This window comes from Rhizobium sp. A37_96 (assembly GCF_053521765.1).
This window is the reverse complement of sequence record NZ_JBNWDS010000007.1, coordinates 220,213-246,400: the sequence shown is the minus strand read 5'-3', so window position 1 is coordinate 246,400 and position 26,188 is coordinate 220,213. Positions and strand designations below refer to the sequence as shown.

General features: G+C 60.9%; 21 protein-coding genes. 14 read left to right on the top strand and 7 right to left on the bottom strand.

The genetic code is table 11. From position 1 onward, the window contains the following. Positions 1-17 precede the first annotated feature (17 nt). The 7 genes from plsY to rpmG all read left to right on the top strand — a co-directional run bounded on the left by plsY (position 18) and on the right by rpmG (position 9,252). Positions 18-638, top strand: coding sequence for a glycerol-3-phosphate 1-O-acyltransferase PlsY (gene plsY, locus ACQZ6J_RS19840; RefSeq protein WP_348643453.1), 621 nt, complete (start codon positions 18-20; stop codon positions 636-638). Further along, positions 638-1,786: a DNA-processing protein DprA gene (gene dprA / locus ACQZ6J_RS19835; protein WP_449085299.1), complete on the top strand. Its 1,149-nt coding sequence runs from the start codon at positions 638-640 to the stop codon at positions 1,784-1,786. Before plsY ends, dprA begins: the two co-directional genes overlap by 1 nt. Positions 1,787-1,961: 175 nt before the next feature. Then, positions 1,962-4,634 (top strand): type I DNA topoisomerase, encoded by a 2,673-nt coding sequence (topA, locus tag ACQZ6J_RS19830; RefSeq protein ID WP_449085330.1) that lies wholly within the window; start codon positions 1,962-1,964, stop codon positions 4,632-4,634. Continuing rightward, complete coding sequence (rnr, locus tag ACQZ6J_RS19825; RefSeq protein WP_449085298.1) at positions 4,631-7,009, top strand: ribonuclease R; 2,379 nt, start codon at positions 4,631-4,633, stop codon at positions 7,007-7,009. The genes topA and rnr overlap by 4 nt, the downstream gene beginning before the upstream one ends. A 33-nt stretch (positions 7,010-7,042) precedes the next feature. Beyond that, a complete protein-coding gene (locus ACQZ6J_RS19820; RefSeq protein WP_163986109.1) occupies positions 7,043-7,498 on the top strand; it encodes a DUF983 domain-containing protein in 456 nt (151 codons plus the stop codon). A 305-nt stretch (positions 7,499-7,803) separates the two neighbouring features. Next, entirely contained in the window at positions 7,804-8,988 is a 1,185-nt protein-coding gene (locus tag ACQZ6J_RS19815; protein WP_163986110.1) for an MFS transporter, read from the top strand. Positions 8,989-9,084: 96 nt separating this feature from the next. After that, positions 9,085-9,252 carry a 50S ribosomal protein L33 gene (rpmG, locus tag ACQZ6J_RS19810; RefSeq protein ID WP_003587245.1) on the top strand — a complete coding sequence of 56 codons (168 nt, stop codon included), beginning with the start codon at positions 9,085-9,087 and terminating at the stop codon, positions 9,250-9,252. A gap of 805 nt (positions 9,253-10,057) precedes the next feature. Here the strand turns inward: rpmG and ACQZ6J_RS19805 are convergent. Then, positions 10,058-11,431: a PleD family two-component system response regulator gene (locus ACQZ6J_RS19805; protein WP_163986111.1), complete on the bottom strand. Its 1,374-nt coding sequence runs from the start codon at positions 11,429-11,431 to the stop codon at positions 10,058-10,060. Between the two features lie 16 nt (positions 11,432-11,447). After that, positions 11,448-11,819 (bottom strand): response regulator, encoded by a 372-nt coding sequence (locus ACQZ6J_RS19800; RefSeq protein WP_028754034.1) that lies wholly within the window; start codon positions 11,817-11,819, stop codon positions 11,448-11,450. 131 nt (positions 11,820-11,950) lie between these two features. On the opposite strand from ACQZ6J_RS19800, the gene ACQZ6J_RS19795 reads away from it, so the two are divergent. Continuing rightward, the gene (locus ACQZ6J_RS19795) at positions 11,951-12,259 is read left to right on the top strand and encodes a DUF3572 domain-containing protein (protein WP_163986112.1); all 309 of its coding nucleotides are present in this window, start codon (positions 11,951-11,953) and stop codon (positions 12,257-12,259) included. A 2-nt stretch (positions 12,260-12,261) separates the two neighbouring features. After that, entirely contained in the window at positions 12,262-12,909 is a 648-nt protein-coding gene (locus tag ACQZ6J_RS19790) for a hypothetical protein (RefSeq protein ID WP_163986113.1), read from the top strand. A gap of 17 nt (positions 12,910-12,926) precedes the next feature. Here ACQZ6J_RS19790 and ACQZ6J_RS19785 read toward each other — a convergent pair whose 3' ends face one another. Then, positions 12,927-13,505: a GNAT family N-acetyltransferase gene (locus ACQZ6J_RS19785; protein WP_449085297.1), complete on the bottom strand. Its 579-nt coding sequence runs from the start codon at positions 13,503-13,505 to the stop codon at positions 12,927-12,929. Positions 13,506-13,588: 83 nt separating this feature from the next. On the opposite strand from ACQZ6J_RS19785, the gene ACQZ6J_RS19780 reads away from it, so the two are divergent. From ACQZ6J_RS19780 to ACQZ6J_RS19770, 3 genes are all read left to right on the top strand, one after another. Continuing rightward, a complete protein-coding gene (locus tag ACQZ6J_RS19780) occupies positions 13,589-14,878 on the top strand; it encodes a DNA polymerase IV (RefSeq protein WP_163986114.1) in 1,290 nt (429 codons plus the stop codon). A gap of 191 nt (positions 14,879-15,069) precedes the next feature. After that, entirely contained in the window at positions 15,070-16,110 is a 1,041-nt protein-coding gene (locus tag ACQZ6J_RS19775) for a glycoside hydrolase family 25 protein (protein ID WP_449085296.1), read from the top strand. 186 nt (positions 16,111-16,296) lie between these two features. After that, positions 16,297-17,568 (top strand): L,D-transpeptidase family protein, encoded by a 1,272-nt coding sequence (locus ACQZ6J_RS19770; RefSeq protein ID WP_449085295.1) that lies wholly within the window; start codon positions 16,297-16,299, stop codon positions 17,566-17,568. 60 nt (positions 17,569-17,628) lie between these two features. Here ACQZ6J_RS19770 and dnaE read toward each other — a convergent pair whose 3' ends face one another. Then, positions 17,629-21,123: a DNA polymerase III subunit alpha gene (dnaE, locus tag ACQZ6J_RS19765; RefSeq protein ID WP_449085294.1), complete on the bottom strand. Its 3,495-nt coding sequence runs from the start codon at positions 21,121-21,123 to the stop codon at positions 17,629-17,631. Positions 21,124-21,478: 355 nt separating this feature from the next. Here dnaE and ACQZ6J_RS19760 point away from each other — a divergent pair, with 355 nt between their 5' ends. Both ACQZ6J_RS19760 and ACQZ6J_RS19755 read left to right on the top strand, forming a co-directional pair. Continuing rightward, positions 21,479-22,072, top strand: a complete 594-nt coding sequence (locus ACQZ6J_RS19760) for a hypothetical protein (protein ID WP_449085293.1) — start codon at positions 21,479-21,481, stop codon at positions 22,070-22,072. 79 nt (positions 22,073-22,151) lie between these two features. Continuing rightward, the gene (locus ACQZ6J_RS19755) at positions 22,152-22,619 is read left to right on the top strand and encodes a DUF5680 domain-containing protein (protein ID WP_449085292.1); all 468 of its coding nucleotides are present in this window, start codon (positions 22,152-22,154) and stop codon (positions 22,617-22,619) included. Positions 22,620-22,628: 9 nt separating this feature from the next. On the opposite strand, the gene ACQZ6J_RS19750 is transcribed toward ACQZ6J_RS19755, so the two are convergent. The 3 genes from ACQZ6J_RS19750 to proS are packed head-to-tail and all read right to left on the bottom strand — an operon-like array spanning position 22,629 to position 25,986. Then, positions 22,629-23,312 (bottom strand): ABC transporter ATP-binding protein, encoded by a 684-nt coding sequence (locus ACQZ6J_RS19750; protein ID WP_163986120.1) that lies wholly within the window; start codon positions 23,310-23,312, stop codon positions 22,629-22,631. A gap of 14 nt (positions 23,313-23,326) precedes the next feature. After that, on the bottom strand, positions 23,327-24,637 hold the full coding sequence (locus ACQZ6J_RS19745) for a lipoprotein-releasing ABC transporter permease subunit (RefSeq protein ID WP_449085291.1): 1,311 nt from the start codon (positions 24,635-24,637) through the stop codon (positions 23,327-23,329). Positions 24,638-24,663: 26 nt separating this feature from the next. Further along, complete coding sequence (gene proS / locus ACQZ6J_RS19740; protein ID WP_449085290.1) at positions 24,664-25,986, bottom strand: proline--tRNA ligase; 1,323 nt, start codon at positions 25,984-25,986, stop codon at positions 24,664-24,666. Positions 25,987-26,188: the final 202 nt, after the last annotated feature.

Here is a 26,188-nt window from a genome sequence, read left to right as displayed (position 1 = left end):
TTTATGGAGAATAAGACGTGATGGCGGACTTCTGGACTTGGCAGCTTACCCCGCAGACCGTGCTGGCCGCCCTCGTCATCGGCTACCTGCTCGGCTCCATTCCATTCGGCCTCTTGCTGACGCGCATGGCCGGGCTCGGAGATGTGCGCAACATCGGCTCCGGCAACATCGGCGCGACCAACGTGCTGCGCACCGGCCATAAGGGCCTCGCTGCGGCGACGCTGCTGCTCGATGCCTTCAAGGGCACGGCCGCCGTCCTGATCGTCGCGCATTTCTTCGGCGAGGATGCCGGCGTGCTGGCCGGTTTCGCCGCCTTCATCGGCCACATCTTCCCGGTCTGGATCGGCTTCAAGGGCGGCAAGGGTGTTGCGACCTATCTCGGCATCCTGCTCGGCCTGGCGCCGCTGATGGCGCTGATTTTCGCCATCATCTGGCTGGTCATCGCCTTCACCACCCGCTACTCCTCGCTTTCCGCACTGGTTGCAACTCTTGTCATCCCGGTTGTATTGTGGATATTGGGCGTCGACAAGATCGCCGCCGTCATGGCGCTGATGACCGTCATCTCCTGGTACAAGCACAGGGCCAATATTGCCCGGCTGACCGCCGGAACGGAAGGCAAGATCGGAGCGAAGGGATAATGGACACAGGCAGCGCAAGACGGACCGGAGTTGCGCTGACCGAAAAACAAAGGATCGCCTGGCTCAGGCTCATCCGCTCCGACAATGTCGGCCCGTTCACCTTTCGCGATCTCATCCATCACTACGGTTCGGCTGAAGCGGCCCTTGCCATGCTGCCGGAGCTTTCGCAGCGCGGCGGCTCGACGCGCGCGGTCCGCATCGCCGATGAACGCGACGCTCTTCGGGAACTGGAGACGGCACATCGCTTCGGAGCACGCTTCGTCGGCATCGGCGAGCCGGATTATCCGCCGGCCTTGCGGGAGATCGACGGTGCCCCGCCACTCCTCGCCGTCAAGGGCAACATGCCGACAGCGACACGCCCGGCCATCGGCATGGTCGGCTCGCGCAACGCGTCGATCAGCGGCGTCAAATTCACCGCTATGATCGCGCGCATCTGTGGCGAGGCCGGTTATGCCGTGGTCTCCGGCCTGGCACGCGGCATCGATACCGCGGCCCATCGCGCCAGCCTTGCGACGGGTACGATTGCCGCCATGGCCGGCGGGCTCGACAAGCCTTATCCGCCTGAAAATATCGGACTGCTCAACGAAATCTGGGACGGCAGCGGGCTCGCCGTCAGCGAAATGCCGTTCGGCTGGGAGCCCAGGGCGCGCGACTTTCCGCGCCGCAACCGGCTGATCGCCGGTATCTCGCTCGGTGTCGTGGTCGTCGAAGCGGCGACCCGCTCCGGCTCGCTGATAACGGCGCGCCTTGCCGGAGAATTCGGCAGGCTCGTTTTCGCCGTTCCCGGCTCACCACTCGATCCGCGCTGCGAAGGCACCAACGGCCTGCTCAAGGACGGCGCGATGATCGTGACGAGGCCGGACGATATCGTCGAGGCGCTGCGACCGCTCGCCGAACCGGACCTCTTTCGTCCGCGCCCGGCCGAAGCACCCGTCGAAAGGAGCAAGCCGCTTTCCACGCCGCCGGACGACGCAGAGCGCGACCATATCGTCGAAGCGCTCGGGCCGACGCCGGTCGAGATCGACGATATCGTGCGTCACACCGGCCTGCCGATATCGGCTGTTCATTCCATCCTTCTCGAATTGGACATGGCCGGCCGGCTGCATCGCCATCCCGGCGGACTTGTGTCGATCTCCATGCTGGATTGAAAACTGTGACACGCATACCAATTCTAAGCATCGCATCGTCGCGCCAAGCGCAAAAATTGCCATCGCCTCTTGACCGCGACGAATTCCCTGTCCATGTCGGAAGGCCGGGAAGCCGGAAAAACCGGTATCTCCCGCGCCTTTATCTCGGCGCGACCTCGTATTCAGAGACTTAATGATGAACGTTGTAGTGGTGGAATCGCCTGCCAAGGCCAAGACAATCAATAAATATCTGGGACCCGGATATAAGGTTCTTGCTTCCTTTGGCCATGTGCGCGACCTGCCCGCCAAAGATGGCTCGGTGCTGCCGGACCAGGATTTCGAAATGCTGTGGGAAGTCGACGGCGCTTCGCAAAAGCGCATGAAGGACATCGCCGACGCGGTGAAATCCTCCGACGGCCTGTTTCTCGCAACCGACCCGGATCGCGAGGGTGAAGCGATCTCCTGGCATGTGCTCGACCTGCTCAACAAGAAGCGCGTCATCAACGGCAAGCCGGTGAAGCGCGTCGTCTTCAACGCCATTACCAAGAAGGCCGTGCTCGACGCCATGGCCGACCCGCGCGACATCGACGTGCCGCTGGTCGATGCCTACCTCGCCCGCCGCGCCCTCGATTATCTCGTCGGCTTCAACCTGTCGCCGGTGCTGTGGCGCAAGCTGCCGGGCGCCCGCTCGGCCGGCCGCGTGCAGTCCGTCGCGCTCCGTCTGGTCTGCGACCGCGAATCCGAGATCGAGCGCTTCATCTCGGAAGAATACTGGAATCTTTCGGCAATCCTGAAGACGCCGCGCGGCGATGAATTCGAGGCGCGCCTCGTATCGGCCGACGGCAAGCGCCTGCAGCCACGCGCGATCGGCAACGGCGAAGATGCCGGCAAGCTGAAGGCGTTGCTGGAAGGCGCCGCCTATGTCGTCGACAGCGTCGAGGCGAAGCCGGTCAAGCGCAATCCAAGCCCGCCCTTCACCACGTCGACCCTGCAGCAGGCCGCCTCCTCCAAGCTCGGCTTCTCGGCTTCGCGCACCATGCAGGTGGCGCAGAAGCTCTATGAAGGCGTCGACATCGGCGGCGAGACCGTCGGTCTCATCACCTATATGCGTACAGACGGCGTGCAGATGGCGCCCGAAGCGATCGATGCGGCACGGCATGCCATCGCCGACCAGTTCGGCAACCGCTACCTGCCGGAGAAGGCCCGCTTCTATTCGACCAAGGCGAAGAACGCCCAGGAAGCGCACGAAGCGATTCGCCCGACGGATTTCGATCGCACGCCGGACCGTGTCCGCAAATTCCTCGATGCCGATCAGCTGAGACTCTACGACCTGATCTGGAAGCGCGGCATCGCCAGCCAGATGGCCTCCGCCGAGATAGAGCGCACCACCGTCGAGATTCTTGCCGACAATGCCGGCCAGAAGGCCGGCCTGCGCGCCGTCGGCTCCGTGATCCGCTTCGATGGCTTCATTGCCGCCTATACCGACCAGAAGGAAGACGGCGAGCAGAGCGACGATGCCGACGACGAAGATGGCCGCCTGCCGGAGATCAACGCACGCGAAAATCTCGCCAAGCAGAAGATCAATTCGACGCAGCATTTCACCGAACCGCCGCCGCGCTATTCGGAAGCGTCACTCATCAAGAAGATGGAAGAACTCGGCATCGGCCGTCCGTCGACCTATGCTGCGACGCTCGCGACGCTGCGTGACCGCGATTATGTGACGATCGACAAGCGCAAGCTGTTGCCGCAGGCCAAGGGCCGGCTGGTAACGGCCTTCCTCGAAAGCTTCTTCACCAAATACGTGGAATATGATTTCACGGCCGATCTGGAAGAAAAGCTCGACCGCATCTCCGCCGGCGAGCTGAACTGGAAGGACGTGCTGCGCGATTTCTGGCGCGACTTCTTCGCCCAGATCGAGGACACCAAGGAGCTGCGCGTCACCAACGTTCTCGACGCGCTGAACGAGACGCTCGCCCCGCTCGTCTTCCCGAAGCGTGAAGACGGCAGCGACCCGCGCATCTGCCAGGTGTGCGGCACCGGCAACCTCTCGCTGAAGCTCGGCAAATACGGCGCGTTCGTCGGCTGCTCGAACTATCCGGAATGCAACTATACCCGCCAGCTTTCTTCCGAGGGCGGCGCGGAGGCCGAATCCAACGGATTGAACGAGCCGAAGGCGCTCGGCGCCGATCCGGTGACCGGCGAAGAACTGACGCTACGCTCCGGCCGCTTCGGGCCTTATATCCAGCGCGGCGACGGCAAGGAGGCCAAGCGTGCCTCGCTGCCGAAGGGCTGGAAGCCGGAGGATATCGATTATGAGAAGGCAATGGCGCTGATCTCGCTGCCTCGCGACATCGGCAAGCATCCGGAAAGCGGCAAGATGATCTCGTCCGGCATCGGACGCTACGGTCCGTTCCTGCTGCATGACGGCAGCTATGCCAATCTCGAGACCGTCGAAGACGTGTTCACCGTCGGCCTGAACCGGGCCGTGACCGTGCTTGCCGAAAAGCAGAGCAAGGCGGGTGGCGGAGCACGCGGCGGCACGCCGGCGGCGCTGAAGGATCTCGGCGCGCATCCGGATGGCGGCGGCTCGATCACCGTTCGCGACGGCAAATACGGCCCCTATGTCAACTGGGGCAAGGTCAACGCCACTCTGCCGAAGGGCACGGACCCGCAGGCGATCACGGTCGAGGAAGCTCTGGTTCTGATCGCGGCAAAGGCCGGCAAGAGCGGCGGCACGACCAAGAAGGCACCCGCCAAGGCAAAGGCCGCGGCAGCCGGTGCGAAAGCAACGAAGACGACCGCCAAGCCCAAGGCTGCTGCAAAGAAGCCCGCGGCCAAGGCGACAGCGAAAAAGAAGAGTGCAGAGTGAGCAGAGAACCGCGCGGCAGGAATCCATCGTCGGAACGACGTTCCGGCAAGCCCGGCCGCGCCGGTAAGCCCGGCGGCGACGCCGAACCGATGATGGCAATCGTTCACGGCACGCTGCCGCCACGCGAAGTCATCCTGCGCTTCATTGCCGATCATCCGGAGCAGGCTTCCAAACGCGAGCTTGCAAGGGCCTTCGGTTTGAAGGGCGAGAGCCGCGTCGCGCTCAAGAACCTGCTGCGCGAACTCGAAGAAGACGGCATGGTGCAGAAGAGCCGCAAATCGCTCATCCGCCCGGGCGCACTGCCGCCGATCGCCGTTCTCGATATCACGACACGCGACAAGGACGGCATGCTGATCGGCCGCCCGGCCGAATGGGCTGAGGAAAGTGGCGTCGCGCCGGCCGTGATGATCAAGCAATCCTCTTCCTCCGCCGGCCGCAACGGCAAGGGCAAGGCGCCCGTCGCCGGCATGGGCGACCGCATCCTTGCCAAGATATTTCCGGCGGTCGATCGCGGCGGCCCGGCCTACACCGCGCGCATCATCAAGGTCATCGACAAGCGGCAGGGCGCCTCCATGGGCGTCTTTCGCGAGACCCCGGGTGGTGGCGGCCGCCTGATGCCGATCGAGCGGCGCGGCGAAGAGATGGTGATCGATCCCGACTATACCGGCGGCGCCAAGGACGGCGATCTGGTCGAGGTCGAGGTGGCCCGCCTCGGTCGCTTCGGACTGGCGCGCGCCAAGGTTCTCTCCGTCGTCGGCTCTGTCGCGTCCGAAAAGGCGATCTCGATGATCGCCATCTACGCCCATGGCATTCCGCACGTCTTTCCTGCCGCCGTGATCGCAGAGGCCGACGCGGCCAAGCCCGCGACGATGTCGCATCGCGAGGACTGGCGCAGCCTGCCGCTGATCACCATCGATCCGGCCGACGCCAAGGACCATGACGACGCGGTCTACGCCGAAATGGACCCCTCGCCCGACAATCCGGACGGCGTGATCGTCACCGTCGCCATCGCCGACGTTTCCTGGTATGTGCGCCCGAACTCGCCGCTCGACCGCGAGGCACTGAAGCGCGGCAATTCGGTCTATTTTCCGGATCGCGTCGTACCGATGCTACCCGAGCGCATCTCCAACGACCTCTGCTCGCTGAAGGAAGGCGTCGATCGCCCTGCCCTCGCCGTGCGGATGATCTTTTCCCGTGAGGGACGCAAGGCCGGCCATACCTTCCATCGCGTGATGATGAAGAGCGCGGCCAAGCTTTCCTATCAGCAGGCGCAGGCGGCCATCGACGGCAAACCCGACGACAAGACCGGGCCGATGCTGGAACCGATTCTGAAGCCTCTCTGGCACGCCTACGAGATCCTGAAGAAGGGCCGCGAGCGGCGCCAGCCACTCGAGCTCGACATGCCGGAACGCAAGATCCTGCTGAAGCCGGACGGCACGGTCGACACTGTTATCGTGCCGCCGCGGCTCGATGCGCACAAGCTCATCGAAGAGATGATGATCCAGGCGAACGTCGCCGCCGCCGAGACACTGGAAAAGAAAAAGCAGGCTCTCATCTATCGCATCCATGATGGCCCCACGCTCGCCAAGCAGGAAGTGCTGCGCGAATTCCTGGCGACGCTCGGCATATCGCTCGCCAAGGGCGGCAATGTCCGCGCCAACAGCTTCAACGGCATCCTGGCGAAGGCCGAGGGCACGCCGCATCAGACCATGGTCAACGAGATGGTGCTGCGCTCGCAGAGCCAGGCGATCTACAGCCCCGACAATATCGGGCATTTCGGCCTGAACCTGATGAAGTATGCCCATTTCACCTCGCCGATCCGCCGCTACGCCGATCTGATCGTGCATCGCGCGCTCGTGGGCTCGCTCGGCCTCGGCGAAGGCGGAATCACGCCGGACGAAGAGGCATCGCTCGACGATATCGCCGCTGAAATCTCGACCTTCGAACGTCGCGCCATGGCGGCTGAACGCGAGACGGTGGACCGGCTGATCGCCCACCATCTTGCCGGTCGCGTCGGTGCGGAATTCGAGGCGCGCGTCGGCGGTGTCACCAAGTCGGGACTTTTTGTCACTCTTCCGGACTATGGTGCAGACGGTTTCATCCCTATATCTACGCTCGGTACTGATTATTTCATCTATGACGAGGCGCATCAGGCGCTGACGGGCGAAAGAACGGGGCTCGGCTATCGTCTCGGCGACGATGTGACCGTGAGGCTGGCGGAAGCCGTGCCGCTTGCCGGGGCGCTGCGCTTCGAAATGCTGAGCGAGGGAAAGCCCATGCCGACGGCGGTGCGCTCCTTCCACAAGGCGACCCGCCGCAACAAGAACCAGGCCCGCAAGACGCCGGGCACGAGACCGCCACGCGGCCGCAGGTAAAAGGGCGACTGCCGGCAGGGAGGAAGAGCATTCATGACGGGCAACCCATCCGACTCCCCCATCCGCTTCGGTGACGCCGACGAAAGCGAGCGTCCGGTCGGGCGCTCCATTGCCCGTGGCATGTTGAATCGCTGCCCGCGCTGCGGCACCGGCAGGCTTTTCCAGGCCTTCCTGAAGCCGGTCGATCACTGTGCCGTATGCGGCGAGGATATTTCCCATCAACGAGCCGACGATCTGCCCCCCTATCTGGTGATCCTGGTTCTCGGGCACATTATCGTTGGCGGCTACATGCTGACGGACATGACCTTCAAACTGCCGCTCTGGGCGCATTTCGTCATCTGGGCGCCCCTCACCGTCATCGCAGCGCTTGCGATCATCCAGCCGATCAAGGGCGGTGTCATCGGCCTGCAATGGGCTCTGCGCATGCATGGCTTCGGTGGTCACGACGACAGCCCGGAGGAGTGGGATCAGGGAAATGGCCGTTCGTGACCATGCTTTCAGCCGTATGCTGCCTGCCTCAGTCGAGGACGGAAAGTGCCTCGGCGCATTACGCCCTCATATCGGGAGTTGATGTCGATTTATTGCTTATTCGTGCTTCCGGCGCGCTGCTTCGGCGGCAACCGCTTGACATAAGCAGCATTTCTTGTCTGAACATCCCCGCATCAAAGGGACCATTCCGGAAGGTGTGACTGTTCACATGAAAGCCGACCCGTCACCAGAATTTGGCCGTGCCGTGCCTTTCTATGTTGCGCATCCGGATCGATTCGCCCGCCTCATGCTCCAGGAATTAGTTTATGCTTGAACCGACGAACGACAAGGCCGGCCATGTCGAAGCAATTCACTGGCCTTCGCTCGTCGCAGCCATCGCGTCCGTATCCGCCGTCGGCATCGCCATCGGACTGGGCCTGCCTCTTCTCAGCATCATTCTGGAGAAGCGCGGTGTTTCCTCGAGCCTGATCGGGCTCAACACGGCGATGATGGGAGTTGCGTCGATGCTGGCCGCGGTCATCACGACCAAGCTCGCCCATCGTTTCGGCGTCGTGCAGACGATGATCTGGGCGGTCGTTCTGTCGGCGCTGAGTTCGCTCGGCTTCTATTATGCGGAGAACCTGCTCCTATGGTTCCCCCTGCGCCTCGTCTTCCATGGGGCAACGACCACGCTTTTCATCCTGTCGGAATTCTGGATCAATGCAGCCTCGCCGCCTTCCAAGCGCGGCTTCGTGCTCGGCCTCTACTCCACGGTTTTCTCCCTCGGCTTTGCCGCCGGCCCCCTGCTCTTCTCCGCCGTCGGCAGCGAGGGCCTGATGCCCTTCGTCATCGGCGCCTGCATCATCCTGGCGGCCGCCATTCCGATCTTCATTGCGCGTAACGAGAGCCCGCTCGTCGACGAGAAGCCGGAACTGCATTTCGTTCGCTATATCTTCCTCGTGCCGACGGCGACGGCGGCGGTCTTCGTGTTCGGCGCGGTCACGGTCGGCGGCGGATCGCTGTTCACCAGCTACGCGACGCGCCTCGGGTTCAACGAATCACAGGCCGCGCTGCTGCTGACGGTCATGGGCGTGGGCAACTTCGTCTTCCAGATCCCGCTGGGGCTGCTTGCCGACCGCATGCGCGACAAGCGGCCATTGCTGTCGATCATGGCCACCATAGGCCTTGTCGGCGCGCTTCTACTGCCGTCGCTGGCGTCGAACTGGGTCATTCTCGCCATCATTCTGCTCTTCTGGGGCGGCTGCGTTTCGGGCATGTACACGGTCGGCCTCAGCCACCTCGGCACGCGGCTGACCGGCGTGGATCTCGTCGCGGCCAACGCAGCCTTCGTGTTCTGCTATGCCGTCGGCATGGTCCTGGGGCCGCCGACGATCGGCACCGCCATGGATTTCGTCAATCCCAGCGGTTTTGCCTGGGCTGTTGCCTTTTTCTTTGGGCTTTATGTCCTGCTTTCGGGGATACGACTGCTTTTCATGGGCAACAGGGGTTGACTTTTCGGGCGCTATTTGTAGTTTCGCGCCAGAATTCGCCGTGGACCTCCGCACTGGCCGTCCACGGCGTTCATTTTTATTAAAGGCAGGACGACTATGGCCAAGGCTACCACCATCAAGATCAAGCTGCTGTCGACGGCCGACACCGGTTTCTTCTACGTCACGACGAAGAACAGCCGTACGATGACGGACAAGATGACGAAGACGAAGTACGACCCGATTGCTAAGAAGCACGTCGAGTTCAAGGAAACGAAGATCAAGTAAGTTTCCTAAACTTCAGGTTACAAAAAGGCGCAACCTCCGGGTTAGCGCCTTTTTTGTTCTTCGGAGACGTTTTCCGCGAACCGTCCGGTTTTGCTACATCATCCGGGACAATACTCGACCGCCCCGCCAGAAAGAAAAAACGCCGCCTTCGGCAACGAAGAGCGGCGTTTGAATTGGGGGTCGGCTGACCTGCAAAACGGCACGAGGAACCGTTCTTTTTTGCCTGTCAGCCGACCGACCCCACGACCCAGGAGATGCGGCGGACCTGAGCATCATGGGGTATTCCTGAACCCTTGCGGGCTGTCTGTGTATGGGACTAAATTCGCGCGAAATCGAAAGGAAATCAACAAATTCTTAATGATAAAAAATACTTGTCTGTTGGGATGGTTAAAATTCATGACTTCGGCGAAGAGAAATCATCGATAGTTTTAATCAGCTAATTCTCCGGAAGTACCAAGAATAAAGAAACATCTCCTCCGACGACAGCAAAGTTCGAATACAGATATTCAAGAATATTTGAATATATAAATTACCGCCAGTTGAGCTCGCATCTCCCAATTGGCTCATTACAAGAAAATAAAAATCAAAACAAAACTATATAATAAAATAACAGAAATATTTCAAAGTTATTCCAAAACCGAACAAAATCTTCCAAATCAAAAGTAAAGATCCGATCCTTTTCTTTAAACGACGCCAAACTTCTTCCAAGCTCGGAACAATGAGCAAAAACCTTTCAGCATTGTTCAAAACCTGTGAAATACCCCCAATATTCGCGGATGATACCCGTCTCCTGAGAGCGGCAGCTTCAGGCTGCCGAAGCGACGACCCGGTTGCGGCCTGCTCTTTTGGCCTCGTAGAGCGCAAGGTCGGCTTGTTTCATAAGCTGCTCCGGCGTCTCGATCGTCTCCAAACGGCACGAAATCCCGAAGGACGCCGTGATGTTGAGCGCAACGCCACTATCGCGCAGCTTCACCGGCATATTTTCTACCGCAGCGCGCAAGCGCTCCGCGACGGCGGCGGCGATATCGGCTGGCGTGTCCGGCATGACCACCACGAATTCCTCGCCGCCGTAGCGGCAGGCAAGGTCGGCGCCGCGCACCGTGGAGCGGATGCGTGCGGCAAACTCCTTCAACACTTCATCGCCGGCATCGTGACCGTGGGTGTCGTTGACGCTCTTGAATCTGTCGATGTCGGTTATCAGCACCGAGAGCGGGCGCCCCCGCGCCAGCGACCGGTCGAAAAGCACCTTGAGGTGATTGTCCAGATAGCGCCTGTTGTTGAGGCCCGTCAGCGCATCGGTGACGGCCAGCTCGATGGTCTGCTGCACGCTGGCGCGCAGGCGGTCGTTGTAGCGCTTGCGGCGGATCTGCGTCAGGCAGCGGGCCACCAGCTCGTTCGGATCGATCGGCCGGACGATGTAGTCGTTGACGCCGAGGTCGAGCGCGCGGACGATCATCTCGTCGGCCCCCTGCTCCGTCACCAATAGCACCGGCAGGAAACGCGTCCGCTCCAGCGAGCGGAGCTGCGAGCAAAGCCGCAACGGATCGTAATCCTCGAAATTCGAATTCACGATCACCAGTTCGAACGGACGCTCGGCCGCCTCGAACAGAGCCGCCTGCGGATCGGACATGGCGATAACCTGGGCGATCGGCTTGAGGGCGCGGATGATTCGCTCCTGCGAATTGGCGCGGCCATCGACCAGAAGCACCTGGCCGGCTTCGTCGGCGCGGCCATCGCCGATCCGCAACAAATCCTCAATGCCGAAATTGCGCGCGGTCTCATTGCGCATGCGCAGTTCGTCACTCAGCGTCTTCAGGCGAAGCAGGCTCTTGACGCGGGAAATGAGCTGCAGATCGTTGACCGGCTTGGTCAGGAAATCGTCGGCACCGGCCTTCAGGCCGCGCACGCGGTCGGCGGGTTGATCGAGCGCCGTCACCATGACCACCGGGATGTGCGCCGTGCGGGGATCCGACTTCAGATGCTCGCACACCTCGAAGCCGTCCATGCCAGGCATCATGATGTCGAGAAGGATGAGATCGACCTGGGTATTCGCGCAGATGGCGAGCGCCTTCAACCCATCCTCGGCCGTCAGCACTTCGAAGTATTCCGCCAACAGCCGGGCTTCCAGGAGCTTCACATTGGCCGGAATATCGTCGACTACGAGGATGCGTGCGGTCATCAGCTCTTCCCCATCATCAGGCGTCGCCCAGATAGGTCTTGATCGTCTCTATGAATTTCGGCACGGAGATCGGCTTCGAGACATAGGCTTCGCATCCGCCCTGACGAATGCGCTCCTCGTCACCCTTCATGGCGAATGCCGTGACGGCGATCACGGGGATGACGTGGAGATCGTCGTCCTCCTTCAGCCATTTGGTGACTTCCAGGCCGGAAACCTCCGGAAGCTGGATATCCATGAGAATCAGATCCGGACGGTGCTTGCGCGCGAGGTCGAGCGCCTCCATGCCATTTCGGGTCTGGATCGTCGTATAGCCGGAAGCCTCGATCAGGTCGCGAAAGAGCTTCATATTCAGCTCATTGTCTTCTACAATCATTACCTGCTTAGGCATGGAAAGATGTCCCTGCATCCGGTACTGTATCCATTCTCTCGAAATATAGGGTCGCGAGGAACCGATTCCAGAAATACTTGAATCGCAAACTACCGGCATTTGGTTGAAAAATAGGTAACTCCCCCTTCAAAATGCAAAGTAACTTCAAGAACCCGAAGAAGAATGCGGCCGACCCGCACGAGACTGCGATCGCGGTACTCGGCTGGCTGGCGAACGAACCGGATATGTTCGGCCGATTCTTGGCGCTGACCGGCGTAGAACCGGCGCAAGTGCGCAACGCCATCAACGAGCCTGCCTTCCTTGCCGGGATGCTCGATTTCCTGATGAACCACGAACCGACATTGCTGGCCTTTTGCGAAGCCAGCGGTATTTCGCCGGAGGCCGTCGCTGCCGCATCGGTGCATTTGTCGCCGCCCGGCCTCGCCTCTGGAGAATATTGACCATGGATGCCCCGCTCGAATTCGACGTTTCGCATATCCAGCTGCAGGAGCGGCCGCTGATCGTTTGCGATGTCGACGATGTCGTCTTGCATTTCTTTGCGCCTTTCCTGACCTTCATTGACGGCGAAGGCTATGAATTCCTGCCGCGTTCCTTCCGGCTGACGGGCAATCTCGTCTCCAAGGCTACCGGCTCGGCGCTGGAGGAAAAGGATGTTCACCGGCTGATCGAAACCTTCTTCGAAGCGCAGGAACACTGGCAAACGCCTTTCGATCGCGTCGTCGATACGCTCGGCGAATTCTCGAAGGATGCCGACATCGTCTTCCTCACGGCCATGCCGCCGCAATTCTGGGCGCAGAGACGACGGCTGCTCGACAGGCTCGAGCTTGCCTATCCTCTGCTGGCATCGCTGCAGCCGAAGGGGCCGATCGTGCGCTCGCTGCACCGACAGCGCACGATGCCCGTCGCCTTCGTCGACGACATGGCCCATAATCTGCATTCGGTCAGCGAGCATGTTCCGGAATGCCTCCTGATCAATCTGAAACCCGATTCCATCGTCCATCGCATGGCGCCGGCAGCCCCCGCGGGCATCCCGCAAGCAAACGAATGGGGCCAGGCAGCAACGCTGATCCAGGCCCATATCGTGCGCTGACGCGACCCGATCCGATCTCAAAGAGCGAGGCGCATCAAAGGCCGGCCATCCTTGCGCTTCGCCACTTCAGAAAATCCGGCCGCCTCGAATATACGTCGCGAACCGACATAGAGGCCGACGGATTTTGATTGTTTCGTGCGTTCGATCGGACAGCCTTCCAGAAGTCGCGCCCCGGAAGCCCGGGCGAAATTCACGGCCTCCGACAGCATGCGATGGCTATGGCCCTTGCCGCGATCCCGCGAGTTCATGAAGAAACAGCTCACGGCCCAGACCGAGCGATCTTCCGCATCTGCCGGATCGAGCGGGCGCGATACGGTCTTCGGCGAATTCCATTGCGGCAGATCGGCGCGTGGACCGACCTGCACCCAGGCGATCACCTGACCGCCGATATAGCCGAGGAGGCCGGGCGGCGGCCCTTCCGCAACGCGCTCCTGAATGAACTGCTTCTTTGCCGTCGCGTCCATCGTCTTGCGCTGCGATGTCGGAACGCGAAAGTAAGTGCACCAGCATCCATAGCAGGCGCCACTCGGCCCGAACAGCGTTTCAAAATCGTCCCATCGATCGGGCGTCAACGGCTGCACGCTTAAATTCTGCACCTCTCCTCCCCCTGCAGTTTTCCGGCTTGAGACTCGCAAGCTTAGAACATAAAGTGGCAATGTTCAATTTTTGTTCTCATCCGATGACCAATGCACCAGACAAGATCTCCGGCTTCTGTCGCGATTGCCTGAGCGAGCAATCGGCAGCACGACCGCGTTGCCGGAGCTGTGGCAGCCCTCGCCTCGTCTATCATCGCGAACTCTACGCGCTGACGCTCGCGCACATCGATTGCGATGCCTTCTATGCCTCGATCGAGAAACGCGACAATCCGGAGCTGGCTGACAAGCCGGTCATCATCGGCGGCGGCAAACGCGGCGTCGTCTCAACCGCCTGCTATATCGCCCGCATCCACGGGGTACGGTCCGCCATGCCGATGTTCAAGGCGCTGGAAGCCTGCCCGCAGGCTGTCGTCATCCATCCCAACATGGAAAAATACGTCCGCGTCGGCCGTGAGGTCCGAGCCATGATGCAGGAACTGACGCCACTGGTGCAACCGCTTTCGATCGATGAGGCCTTTCTCGAACTCGACGGCACGCAGCGGCTCCACCACGATCCGCCGGCCCGCATCCTGGCCAAGTTCGTCAAGCGGGTGGAGCAGGAAATCGGCATCACCATCTCGGTCGGCCTTTCCTATTGCAAGTTCCTCGCCAAGGTGGCTTCCGACCTGCAGAAGCCGCGCGGCTTTTCCGTCATCGGCCGAGAAGAGGCGCTCTCCTTCCTGGAGCCGCGATCCGTCACAACGATATGGGGTGTCGGCAAGGCCTTTGCCGCGACGCTGGAAAACGACGGCATCCGAACCATCGGGCAATTGCAGGCCATGGAGGAAGGCGATCTCATGCGCCGCTACGGTGTCATCGGGCAACGGCTCTTCCGCCTTTCGCGAGGGATCGACGACCGCACCGTCCATCCGAACGAAGCAGCAAAGAGCGTCTCCGCCGAAACCACCTTCTTCGAAGATATCTCCCGCCATGACGATCTCGTGCCGATCCTGCGCGATCTTTCGGAGAAGGTTTCGCGACGTCTGAAGCGCAGCGGCATTGCCGGCCAGACGGTGGTGCTGAAGCTGAAGACAGCCGATTTCAAGACCCGCACGCGCAACCGCCGCCTGGAAGATCCGACCCAGCTTGCGGACCGGATTTTCCGGACCGGTCTGCGCCTGCTCGAACACGAAACGGACGGCACGAAATTCCGTCTCATCGGTATCGGCGTTTCCGATCTTGGCGATGCCGCACGCGCCGACCCGCCAGATCTCATCGACGAACAGGCCACCCGGCGCGCGGCTGCGGAAGCCGCCATGGACAAGCTTCGAGAAAAATTCGGAAACAAGACCGTCGAGACCGGTTATACATTCGGCGATAAACGCCATAAATAACAATGGCTTAAAATAAAGTCACCGCACGGCGACAAAAGTCTGCGCGCGCAGATGATCGTGCTACGCGCGTGAATCTTCGCGCCGAAAAGCTCGGATTCAAACTTTTTTGGTAAATTTCCATTAGGACTTGGAATCTGTAACTTCCGAACGGCGCGGATCCGCCGTCGATTGTGTTTTGCGTACGGGTTCCTATGCGTCTATCGGCTGTATCGACTATTCTTCTCGCCTGCCTGACGATCTCAGGCTGCGCCGCCCGAGGTGAGCGCGAAGCCGCGCAAGCCAGCCCGCCTTCGAAGGAATTGACCAGCTCCATCGCAAAGACCGGCAGGCCCGTGCCGTCGGTCGAAATCGGCGAAACGGTTTCGCGCGTCGAACAGCAGCAGGCTCTCGCGGTTGCTATGCCGACGGATATCCGGCCGGAAGGATTGCTGCCCTCCGACCAAGAGGGCAACGACACGCCCGTACCGCTTCAACGGCCGCTTGCCATGCTCGCGCCCTCAAACCCGATCCCTCGCGCCCTGCGCCAGCAGCCGATGCAGATCTACACGCACCGCTTCCGCGACGCCAAGCCGATCAACTTCGGCTCCTCCACCTCGCCCCGAACCCTCGCCGTCCACGGCGTCGATGTCTCGCGATGGCAGGGCGAGATAGACTGGGATACGCTGCGCACGCAGGGAGCGAACTTCGTCTATATCAAGGCGACGGATGGCGGCGATCATCTCGATCCGATGTTCAGGAAGAACTGGCGGGCTGCTCAACAGGCCGGCCTGAAGCACGGCGCCTATCACTTCTTCTATTGGTGCCGGACAGCCGGGGAACAGGCCGACTGGTTCATTCGCAACGTTCCGAAGGAAGCCGGCGCCCTGCCGCCGGTGATCGATGTGGAGTGGAATGGCGAATCGAGCTGCAAGCGCCGGCCTTCGCGCGAGCAGGTGCTCGCCAAGATGCAGGTCTTCATGGACAAGCTGGAAAAGCACTACGGCCAGCGCCCGATCGTCTACACCGCTCCGGATTTCTATCGCGACAATCTGCGGGGCGAGTTGCTCAACTATCCCTTCTGGCTGCGCTCCGTGGCTGCCCATCCTTCCAAGGTCTATCCCGGCCGCAACTGGCTGTTCTGGCAGTATTCGGGCTCGGGCGTTTCCCACGGTGTCGATGGCAGGATCGACCTCAATGCCTTCCACGGCACCGAGCGGGATTGGCATAACTGGGTAGCGTCCAGCGCGCACTGAACCTTTCCGCCTTCGTTGACGGAATAGCGCCGAGACAGAGCCGAACGCTCCGTCTCGGCGTTGTTGTATAGTTCATGGCTGCAGAGGCCCGCCTCATGGCGACAAGAAGCGTCTCGTCGGCAAGTCTTCCTTAAACTTCGATCTCTAACCTTGGGCGCTACGAGTATTGCGTTTTGGTTTGTGTCTATGAAGCCGTTTTTATTGCTTGGGCTCGGGCTGCTCTCAGCCACGGCCCTTTCTCATCCCGCTCTTGCCGCGCAGGATGCCCGCACCCTGCAGATCGTGGTGTCGAAGGACAGGCAATCGCTTGCGGTCTATGATGGCGATACAGTGGTTGCGACCTCGAAGGTTTCGACCGGCAAGCGCGGGCATACGACGCCGAGCGGCATCTTCTCCATTCTGGAAAAGAAGGTCTATCACGAGTCCAATCTCTATTCGGCCTCGCCGATGCCATTCATGCAACGGCTGACATGGTCTGGAATCGCGTTGCACGAATCCAATTCGGTTCCGAATTATCCGGCTTCCCACGGCTGCGTGCGCATGCCGAAGGCCTTTGCAAAGACGCTTTACCAGATGACCGAGCGCGGCGTGCATGTGGTCATCGCCGATCAGCCGCTGGTGCCGCAGCCCTTCGACAATTCCATGCTGTTCCAGCCGCAGGCCGCTCCACCGCCGGCGCTGTTCTCCGGCATCGAACTTCGCCCCATGACCGCGAGCTTTCTGCCACAGGGGCAATCGCTGCAGGTCGCGACGAACGATGTCACTTCGATCCAGATCCCGAAAGCGCAGGAAATCATCGCCCCGCCTGCCGATCCCGCACCGCTCAGCATCCTGATTACCCGGCGCGGCCTGCGTGAGAACGTACGCGACCTCCAGGGCCTGCTGAACGGCATGGGTTTCATCACCGGAACGCCCGACGGCATGCTCGGGCCCGCGACGGTGCAGGCCATCGAAGACTTCAAGAAGGCGCATGACATCAAGGCGGCAGGCAGTCTCGTCAGTCAGGATCTGATGAAGGCGGTCTATGCCGCCGCCGGCAAGGGCGAGCCTCCGAACGGCGCGATCATGGTTCGGCAGAATTTCGCGCCGCTCTTCGAGGGCCCTGCCATCATCGCCGAACCGCAAGAGGCGCTCGGCGTGCATTTCTTCACCGCCAATGCGATCGACCGCATCAGCGGCAAGGCCGACTGGTTCGGCATGACGCTGGAAGAAGATCTCAGCAAGCAGGCGAAAAAGCGCTACGGCATCACCAGCGAGGAGCAATCGCAATCGCTCGACGCCGCAGGGCAAGCGCTTGGCCGCATCACCATCCCCGATGATGTCCGCCATCGCATCGAGGATCTGTTGACGGCCGGATCGTCGCTGACGATTTCCGACACCGGCATCGGGCCCGAAACCGGCAACGAGACCGATTTCATCACCATCACCAACAATGGCGCGCTCGGGAAGAAGGGCTAAAGCCTTTTGTCTTCACGTAATTCCGGACGGAAGCCGCCATGCGCTTTTCCCGGGATTGCTCTAAACCAGCTCCACATCGATCACGCCAGGCGCCGTGCGCAATGCGGCGGCGATTTCCGGCGTGATGCGATATTTCTCCGGCAAAGCCACCTCGACCTCGCGCATCCCTTCTTCCTTGATGACGATGAAGGAAACGAGGCCGTCGCCCCTGGCGTTGAGATGCGCGGCCACTGCCTTCAGCGGCCCGGAATCGCGAACATAGACGCGCAGGGCCTTCTGCATCTGCAGCGATTTCTCCTCCAGCGATTGCGCGGTCTGCAGACGCAGGCTGATGCCTTCCGGGCGCTCATCCGCCTGGGCGGTGATGACGAAGGATTTCCCGACTTCGAGAACGTCGCGATACTGGTTGAGCGTCTCCGAGAAGAGCACGGCCTCGAACTGGCCCGAAGCATCGGAAAACACGAAGATACCCATCTTGTTGCCGGTGCGCGTCTTGCGCTCCTGCTTCGAGATGACTGTGCCGGCCAGGCGACCGTTGCTGGCCCCTTGCTTCACCGCAGCGGAAAAGTCGGCGAAGGGCTGGACGCGCATCTTGTCGAGCACGCTCTTGTAGGTGTCGAGCGGATGCGCCGTCAGATAGAAGCCGAGCACCTGGAATTCGCGCAGCAGCCGCTCCGAGGCGAGCCAGGGCGTGTAGGTCGGGAAGACGATCTTTTCCGGCCCTGACGCCGCGCTTCCGAACATGTCGTGCTGGCCGCTGCGCTTGTTTTCCTGCGCCACCTGGGCATAGCCCATGATGCGGTCGATACCGGCGATCAGCTGCGCGCGGTCGATCTCGAAGCAATCGAAGGCGCCGGCGCAGATCAGGCTTTCCAGAACGCGGCGGTTGATCTGCTTGGGATCGATGCGCAGGCAGAAATCCTCGATGCCGGCAAAGGGCTGCTCGCCGCGCACCTCGACGATATGGTCCACGGCGGATTCGCCGACGCCCTTGATGGCAGCAAGCGCATAGTAGATCCGGTTGTCGCCCGTCTCGAAATGACGGAACGAGGTCTGAACGGAAGGCGCGATGACCTCGATGCCCAGGCGCTTGGCATCCTGGCGAAAGTCGTTGACCTTCTCGGTATTGGACATATCGAGCGTCATCGACGCCGCAAGGAACTCCACCGGATAGTGCGCCTTCATATAGGCGGTCTGGTAGGAGACGATGGCATAGGCGGCGGCGTGCGACTTGTTGAAGCCATAGTTGGCGAATTTCGCCAGAAGATCGAAGATGACGTCGGCCTGGCCCTTGGAAACTTCGTTCCTGATGGCACCATCGACGAAGCGCTCGCGCTGCTGGTCCATCTCCGCCTTGATCTTCTTGCCCATGGCGCGGCGCAGAAGGTCGGCCTCGCCGAGCGAATAGCCCGAGAGCACCTGGGCGACCTGCATCACCTGCTCCTGGTAGACGATGACGCCCTGCGTTTCCTTCAGAAGATAATCGATCTTCGGATGGATCGACTCGATTTCTTCCTCGCCATGCTTGCGGGCATTATAGACCGGGATATTTTCCATCGGGCCGGGACGGTAGAGCGCCACCAGCGCGATGATGTCCTCGATGCAGTCCGGGCGCATGCCGATCAGCGCCTTGCGCATACCCGCGCTTTCCACCTGGAACACGCCGACCGTCTCGCCGCGCGAGAGCATGTCATAAGTCTTCTTGTCGTCGAGCGGGATGCTGGCAAGATCGATGCTGATACCCCGCTTGGCGACGAAATCGACGGCCGTCTTCAGGACTGTCAGGGTCTTGAGCCCGAGGAAGTCGAACTTCACGAGGCCGGCCTGCTCCACCCATTTCATGTTGAACTGGGTGACCGGCATGTCGGAACGCGGATCGCGATACATCGGCACCAGCTTCGACAGCGGGCGGTCGCCGATGACGATACCGGCGGCGTGCGTCGAGGCGTGGCGATAAAGGCCCTCGATCTTCTGAGCGATATCGAGAAGGCGGGCGACGACCGGCTCCTTGTCCGCCTCCTCCTGCAGGCGCGGCTCCTCTTCGATCGCCTTGCTGAGCGGCGTCGGATTGGCAGGATTGTTCGGCACGAGCTTGCAGATCTTGTCGACCTGGCCATAGGGCATTTCCAGCACGCGGCCCACGTCGCGCAGGGCAGCACGCGCCTGCAGCGAACCGAAGGTAATGATCTGCGCCACCTGCTCGCGGCCATATTTGGCCTGCACGTAGCGGATCACCTCTTCGCGCCGGTCCTGGCAGAAGTCGATATCGAAGTCCGGCATCGAGACGCGTTCCGGATTGAGGAAGCGCTCGAACAGCAGCGAGAAACGCAGCGGATCGACATCGGTGATGGTCAGCGCGTAGGCGACCAGCGAGCCCGCGCCCGAGCCGCGGCCGGGGCCAACCGGAATATCATGCCGCTTCGCCCATTTGATGAAGTCGGCAACGATCAGGAAGTAGCCGGGGAACTTCATGCGCTCGATGACGCTCAGTTCGAATTCCAGCCGCTCGCGATAGTCCTTTTCCTCATAGCCCGGCGCCATGCCGAGCGAGGCGAGACGCTGGTCCAGTCCCTCGATAGCCTGGGCACGCAGCTCCGCCGTCTCGGCACGTTCGGCTTCCTCGGCATCGTCGGTGGCGCCGGTGAAGCGCGGCAGGATCGGCTTGCGCGTCTTCAGCACGAAAGAGCAGCGGCGAGCGATCTCGACGGTGCTGTCCAGCGCCTCCGGAAGATTGGCGAAGAGTTTCGCCATGTCGGCGCGGCTCTTGAGATAATGATCCGGCGTCAGGCGGAAACGCGTGTCGTCGGAGACGATGGCGTTGTGGGCAACCGCCATCAGCGCGTCGTGCGCATCGTAGTCGTCGCGCGTCGGGAAAAAGGCTTCGTTGGTGGCCACGAGCGGAAGCTCGTGCTCATAGGCCATCGCGATCATCTTCTGCTCGTGGCGACGATCGTAGGTGCCGTGACGCTGCAGCTCGACATAGAGCCGGTCGCCGAACAACCGCTTCAACGTCAACAGCCGGGAGAGCGCCTGCGGCGCATGGCCTTCCTTCAGCGCCATATCGACCGGGCCTGTGAGCGAGCCGGTGAGCGCGATCATGCCTTCCGTGCCGATCTCCTCAAGCCAGGAGGCGGTGATGTGGACGGCGCTATTGCCTTCGCCGCCGAGATAAGCGCGGCTGACCAGATCGACGAGGCGCTCATAGCCCTGCTCCGTGGCGGCAAGCAGCACGATGGACGGCAGCTTGGCCAGTGCCTGCTGCGGCCCGCGCTTCTCGCCCTCGCCGCCATCTTCCATGTCGATCGATACCTGGCAGCCGATAATCGGCTGCAGCCCCTCGTCCATTGCCTTCTGTGAGAATTCGAGGGCAACGAAAAGATTGTTGGTATCGGTGATGGCGATGGCCGGCTGGCTGTCGCCGGCAGCCTTGGCCAGTATCTTCTTGAGCGGCAGCGCTCCCTCCAGCAGGGAGTAGGCGGAATGAACCCGGAGGTGCACGAATTCCGGCATTTCGCCGACCGGCACAACCGCGCCGCCGCCACTCACATCCGCCATCTCAAACCCTTCCGCATGCCCAAATGAATCGGCGGCATTGTCGGCATTACGGATCATAAAGTCCAGAAGTTGCTCCCATCAAATACGGGAGCACCATATGCATCTGGGGATAAGACTCACATCGCCATCATGATGAGGGAAAAGCTGGCAACGAACATGACGATGGAGGTGAATGCTGCAACGTCTCGAATGATATCGGTCATTTACGCGCTCCTTACTCGTTATGTTTCTTTTTTGTTCTATTTTTGTTCGAGAGTCAATAGAAGCATCAATAAATTTCATCACCGGACTTTTTTGGGCCTCCGATAGACGCGGAAACGGCGTGACGCTATGCAAAGGCAACCGGGAGATCACCATGAAAACACCTGCCTGCGCTCTCATTCTTCTTTCGCTCGCAACCGCAGCCCATGCCGGGGATCCCGTCCCGCCCGGGCGCATCATCGATGCCGCGATCGGCGACTGGAACAAGGACGGCAAGCCGGATCTCGCCCTTCTAGCGGCGTCTTCCCCTGACGATCAGGCGGACAATCCGATCGGCATCTACATCTACCTGCGCGACGACGAGCATTCCTTGCTGAAGCTGACAGCAAGCGTTCCAGACAAGATATGGGGCAGCGTCGAGCCCGGCGGCGTTGTCGGCCAGGAACCGTCCATCTCCGCGCTGCCGAACGGTTCGATCGCAATCGTCTCGCAGAATGACAGCATCGGCCGAGACCGCTGGGAACAGACGCTGACCCTTGCCTATCGCAACAGCGGCTTCGTGGTCGCCGGCTATACATACGACTCCCGCGACACGCTCGAACCGGATAACAGCCACAGCTGCGACTACAACGTGCTGACCGGCAAGGTGACGAAGGACGGCAAGACGCTGAAGGCCGATGCCAAGACCGTCAGCATCCAGGACTGGCAGGACGATATCGGTCAGAAGGCGTGCGAGAGCGGCCAATAGTTATCTTTGTTCTCTTTTTGTTCTTTACAATCCGCCCAACTAATGGCATTGTCGTTGCTCACCAAAATTGGAGAGCGTCATGCCGGGCCTTGCCGAGCTGAACGATTTCATTGTCACCGCCAAGGCGGAAACCTATGTCGGCGACGGCGAGAGGTTGCCGTCCTGCCGCAGCGGCTCGCATGACATCGGCTACGTCAACGGCCGCTGGCGCTACCTCGACAGCTATTTCGGCGGCACGGATTTTGCCGGGCAGGAGCTCGTCTGGTACGATGACGAGCCGGTCTGGGCGATGAATTACTTCGGCCATATCATAGAGCCGGATCTGATCGACGGCAGGCGCGCCGGCATGGTCATCAAGGCAGCGCTGCTGCGGCTCTATCTGGACGAAAACCGCTTTCTCGGGGGCTTCGAGTTCGAGCACGCGTACGGTCGCTATATCGACCGCAGCAACGGAACTTGCGACCATTTCACCGGCCACGAGGCCATCATGGTGAGGGATAGCAAGGCCTATGAGCTGGACTATCGCGGCGGCCTGATCGTCCCCTGATGGAGCCGATCAGACTTCGACCACCTTGCCGTCGCTCAACGTCACGCGGCGGTCCATGCGGATGGCAAGCTCGTGATTGTGAGTGGCGATCAGGGCCGCAAGGCCCGATTGACGCACCAGCGCCTCCAGCGCATCGAAGACATAGTGGGCGGTTGCGGGGTCGAGGTTGCCGGTAGGCTCGTCGGCCAGCAGCACCAGCGGGGCGTTGGCGACGGCGCGGGCGATGGCGACACGTTGCTGCTCGCCGCCGGAGAGCTCGGCCGGGCGATGATCGGCGCGATGGCCGATGCGCATGTAGTCGAGAAGCTGGGCAGCCCGCTCGCTTGCATCCTTGCGCGAGAGGCCGGAAATGAGCTGCGGCATCATGATGTTTTCAAGAGCCGAGAATTCCGGCAGGAGGTGATGGAACTGATAGACGAAGCCGATCTCGCTCCGGCGCACGGCCGTACGCTTGTCATCGGACAAGCCTTCGCAAGCCTGGCCGTTGATCAGCACCTCGCCGGCATCCGGGTGTTCAAGCAGGCCGGCGACATGCAGCAGCGTCGACTTGCCCGTACCGGACGGTGCGACAAGTGCGACGATCTCCCCGCTGTGCAGGGCGAAATCCGCGCCTTTCAGGATCGACAGGCTCGTCTCACCCTGCCCGTAATGACGCTCCACGCCCGAGAGCTGGAGAACGACCTTGCGTTTCATCAAATGCGAATTCCTTATTCGTAGCGCAGCGCCTGCACCGGATCGAGCCTCGAGGCACGCCAGGCCGGAAAGATCGTAGCAAGGAAGGAAAGCGTGAGCGCCATCACGATAACGGAGATGGTTTCACTGAAATTCATCTGGGCCGGCAGTTTGCTCAGGAAATAGACTTCCGGATTGAAGATCACCGTGCCCGAAATCCAGGAGAAGAACTGGCGGATGGACTCGATGTTCAGGCAGACCACGACGCCGAGTATCACGCCCGCAAGCGTGCCGACGACGCCGATAGCGGCCCCCGTCATGAAGAATATGCGCATGATCGCGCCGGACGTCGCGCCCATGGTGCGCAGGATGGCGATGTCGCTGCCCTTGTCCTTCACCAGCATGATCAGGCCTGAAATGATGTTCAATGCGGCGACAAGGACGATCAATGTCAGGATCATGAACATCGTATTGCGCTCGACCTGCAAGGCCGAGAAGAAAGTGGCGTTGACCTGCCGCCAGTCGGTCAGGAAGATCTGCCGCCCGGCCGCGTCCTCGATCTTCGGCCGCAACTGATCGATGTCATCCGGGTTGGTGACGAAAAGCTCTATCTTCTCGACGATGCCCTCGGCGTTGAAAAAGACCTGCGCCTCCTCCAGCGGCATGAAGACAACGGAGGAATCATATTCCGACATGCCGACCTCGAAGAGACCGGAGATCGTATATGCCTTGACGCGCGGATTGACGCCGAAAGGCGTGACGTCGCCATCCGGCGCCGTGAGCGTGATCTGATCGCCCACCGTCAGACCCAGTTGCCGCGCGAGGCGGCTTCCGACCAGCACGCCCTGCCCTGAGGCGAAACCGACCATGTCGCCGGAAACGATGTGATCGGAAACTGTCTTCAGCTTGGTCAGATCCTCCGAGCGGATGCCGCGCACCAGCGCCCCGGTTCCGGAGCCGCCGCGGCCGGAGGCAAGCGTCTCGCCCTCGACCAGCGGCAGCGCCATGGTGACACCGGGCACCGCGGAAAACTTCTTGGCCAGCTCCGCATAGTCGTTCAAAGGCGAATCGATCGGCTGCACGACCACATGGCCGTTGAAGCCGAGGATCTGCTTGAAGAGCTCGGCGCGGAAACCGTTCATGACGGCCATGACGATGATCAGCGCCGCAACGCCCAGCATGATGCCGACCAGCGAAAAGCCGGCGATGACCGAAATGGACGCTTCCTTGCGCCTTGAGCGCAGATAGCGCCAGGCAACAAGCCGCTCAAATCCGGAAAACGGACGAGACGATGGGCTGGCCTTGAACGAATTTTCCTGCTGTTCCACTGCCGCGCTCACCGCCATCCGCCTTCCATCCCATCTATCGTCAATCAGCCCGCCAGCCGCTTTATTGCTGCCTCGACCGTCATCGTCTCGCGAGCGCTGGTCTTGCGGTTCTTCAATTCCACTTCGCCGCTCGCGATCGAACGCGGGCCGACAATAAGCTGTACCGGCACGCCGATAAGGTCGGCCGTCGCAAACTTCGTTCCGGCGCGTTCATCGCGATCGTCGAACAGCACGTCCTTGCCGGCTTTCGACAGCGCGGCATAAACCGTTTCGCAAGCCTCGTCACACGCTTGATCCCCGGCCTTCATGTTAATCACCACGACATCAAACGGCGCGACCGAATCCGGCCAGATGATTCCGTTCTCGTCATGCGATGCTTCGATGATGGCGGGAACAAGGCGGGTCGGGCCGATACCGTAAGATCCCATGTGGACAGGATGTTCCTTGCCGTCCGGACCCTGCACTTTCGCGCCCATCGGCTCGGAATATTTCGTGCCGAAATAGAAGATGTGACCAACCTCGATGCCGCGCGCGGACAGGCGCTCGCCTTCGGGAATGGCGTTGAACGCGGCTTCGTCGTGCATTTCCGACGTGGCGGCATAGACCGAAGTCCACTTGTCGAAGATAGCCTTCAGGCCGGCGACCTCGTCGAAATTCGTGTCGTCGCCAGGGATGTCGAAATTGACGAAATCCTTGTGGCAGAACACTTCGGACTCACCGGTATCGGCGAGGATGATGAATTCATGGCTGAGCTTGCCGCCGATGGGGCCGGTGTCGGCGCGCATCGGAATCGCCCTCAGACCGAGGCGATTGAAGGTGCGTAGATAGGCCGTGAACATCTTGTTATAGGCATGCACGGCGCCTTCGAGCGTCAGATCGAAGGAATAGGCGTCCTTCATCATGAACTCGCGCGAACGCATGGTGCCGAAACGGGGGCGAATCTCGTCACGGAACTTCAGCTGGATATGATAGAGGTTCAGCGGCAGGTCCTTGTAGGACTTGACGTAGGACCGGAAGATGTCGGTGACCATTTCCTCATTGGTCGGGCCATAGAGCATAGGCCGGTCCTGCCGGTCCTTGATGCGCAGCATTTCCTTGCCGTAGGCGTCGTAGCGGCCGCTTTCCTGCCAGAGCTCGGCCGACTGCAGCGTCGGCATCAGCAGCTCGATGGCGCCGGAACGGTTCTGCTCCTCGCGGATGATGGCATTGACCTTGTCGAGCACGCGCTTGCCCAATGGCAGCCAGGAATAGATGCCCTGCGACTGCTGACGGATCATGCCGGTTCGCAGCATGAGCCGATGGGAGACGATTTCAGCCTCTTTAGGATTTTCCTTCAGAATGGGCATGAAGTAACGAGACAGACGCATGACGCTTGTTCCAGATGGTTTGATATTCCGCGCCCCGCGGAATCGTTAGCAAATTATGTACTGGAGGCAGTTCATAACTGCTTCGGCGGAGGAAGGAAACCCGCATTCTGCAATGGAAGATTTTGGCAAACACCTGAGAATACAGGCGATACAGCCTATTTTCGATGTTTCGAAAAAGCGCACGTTTATAAGGATTTAAGAC

Excerpts from the sequence above, each read along its gene's own strand:
- dprA (WP_449085299.1), top strand. The coding sequence starts at position 638 with ATGGACACAGGCAGCGCAAGACGGACCGGAGTTGCGCTGACCGAAAAA.
- topA (WP_449085330.1), top strand. The coding sequence starts at position 1,962 with ATGAACGTTGTAGTGGTGGAATCGCCTGCCAAGGCCAAGACAATCAAT.
- ACQZ6J_RS19820 (WP_163986109.1), top strand. The coding sequence starts at position 7,043 with ATGACGGGCAACCCATCCGACTCCCCCATCCGCTTCGGTGACGCCGAC.
- ACQZ6J_RS19815 (WP_163986110.1), top strand. The coding sequence starts at position 7,804 with ATGCTTGAACCGACGAACGACAAGGCCGGCCATGTCGAAGCAATTCAC.
- rpmG (WP_003587245.1), top strand. The coding sequence starts at position 9,085 with ATGGCCAAGGCTACCACCATCAAGATCAAGCTGCTGTCGACGGCCGAC.
- ACQZ6J_RS19805 (WP_163986111.1), bottom strand. The coding sequence starts at position 11,431 with ATGACCGCACGCATCCTCGTAGTCGACGATATTCCGGCCAATGTGAAG.
- ACQZ6J_RS19800 (WP_028754034.1), bottom strand. The coding sequence starts at position 11,819 with ATGCCTAAGCAGGTAATGATTGTAGAAGACAATGAGCTGAATATGAAG.
- ACQZ6J_RS19795 (WP_163986112.1), top strand. The coding sequence starts at position 11,951 with ATGCAAAGTAACTTCAAGAACCCGAAGAAGAATGCGGCCGACCCGCAC.
- ACQZ6J_RS19790 (WP_163986113.1), top strand. The coding sequence starts at position 12,262 with ATGGATGCCCCGCTCGAATTCGACGTTTCGCATATCCAGCTGCAGGAG.
- ACQZ6J_RS19780 (WP_163986114.1), top strand. The coding sequence starts at position 13,589 with ATGACCAATGCACCAGACAAGATCTCCGGCTTCTGTCGCGATTGCCTG.
- ACQZ6J_RS19775 (WP_449085296.1), top strand. The coding sequence starts at position 15,070 with ATGCGTCTATCGGCTGTATCGACTATTCTTCTCGCCTGCCTGACGATC.
- ACQZ6J_RS19770 (WP_449085295.1), top strand. The coding sequence starts at position 16,297 with ATGAAGCCGTTTTTATTGCTTGGGCTCGGGCTGCTCTCAGCCACGGCC.
- dnaE (WP_449085294.1), bottom strand. The coding sequence starts at position 21,123 with ATGGCGGATGTGAGTGGCGGCGGCGCGGTTGTGCCGGTCGGCGAAATG.
- ACQZ6J_RS19760 (WP_449085293.1), top strand. The coding sequence starts at position 21,479 with ATGAAAACACCTGCCTGCGCTCTCATTCTTCTTTCGCTCGCAACCGCA.
- ACQZ6J_RS19755 (WP_449085292.1), top strand. The coding sequence starts at position 22,152 with ATGCCGGGCCTTGCCGAGCTGAACGATTTCATTGTCACCGCCAAGGCG.
- ACQZ6J_RS19750 (WP_163986120.1), bottom strand. The coding sequence starts at position 23,312 with ATGAAACGCAAGGTCGTTCTCCAGCTCTCGGGCGTGGAGCGTCATTAC.
- ACQZ6J_RS19745 (WP_449085291.1), bottom strand. The coding sequence starts at position 24,637 with ATGGCGGTGAGCGCGGCAGTGGAACAGCAGGAAAATTCGTTCAAGGCC.
- proS (WP_449085290.1), bottom strand. The coding sequence starts at position 25,986 with ATGCGTCTGTCTCGTTACTTCATGCCCATTCTGAAGGAAAATCCTAAA.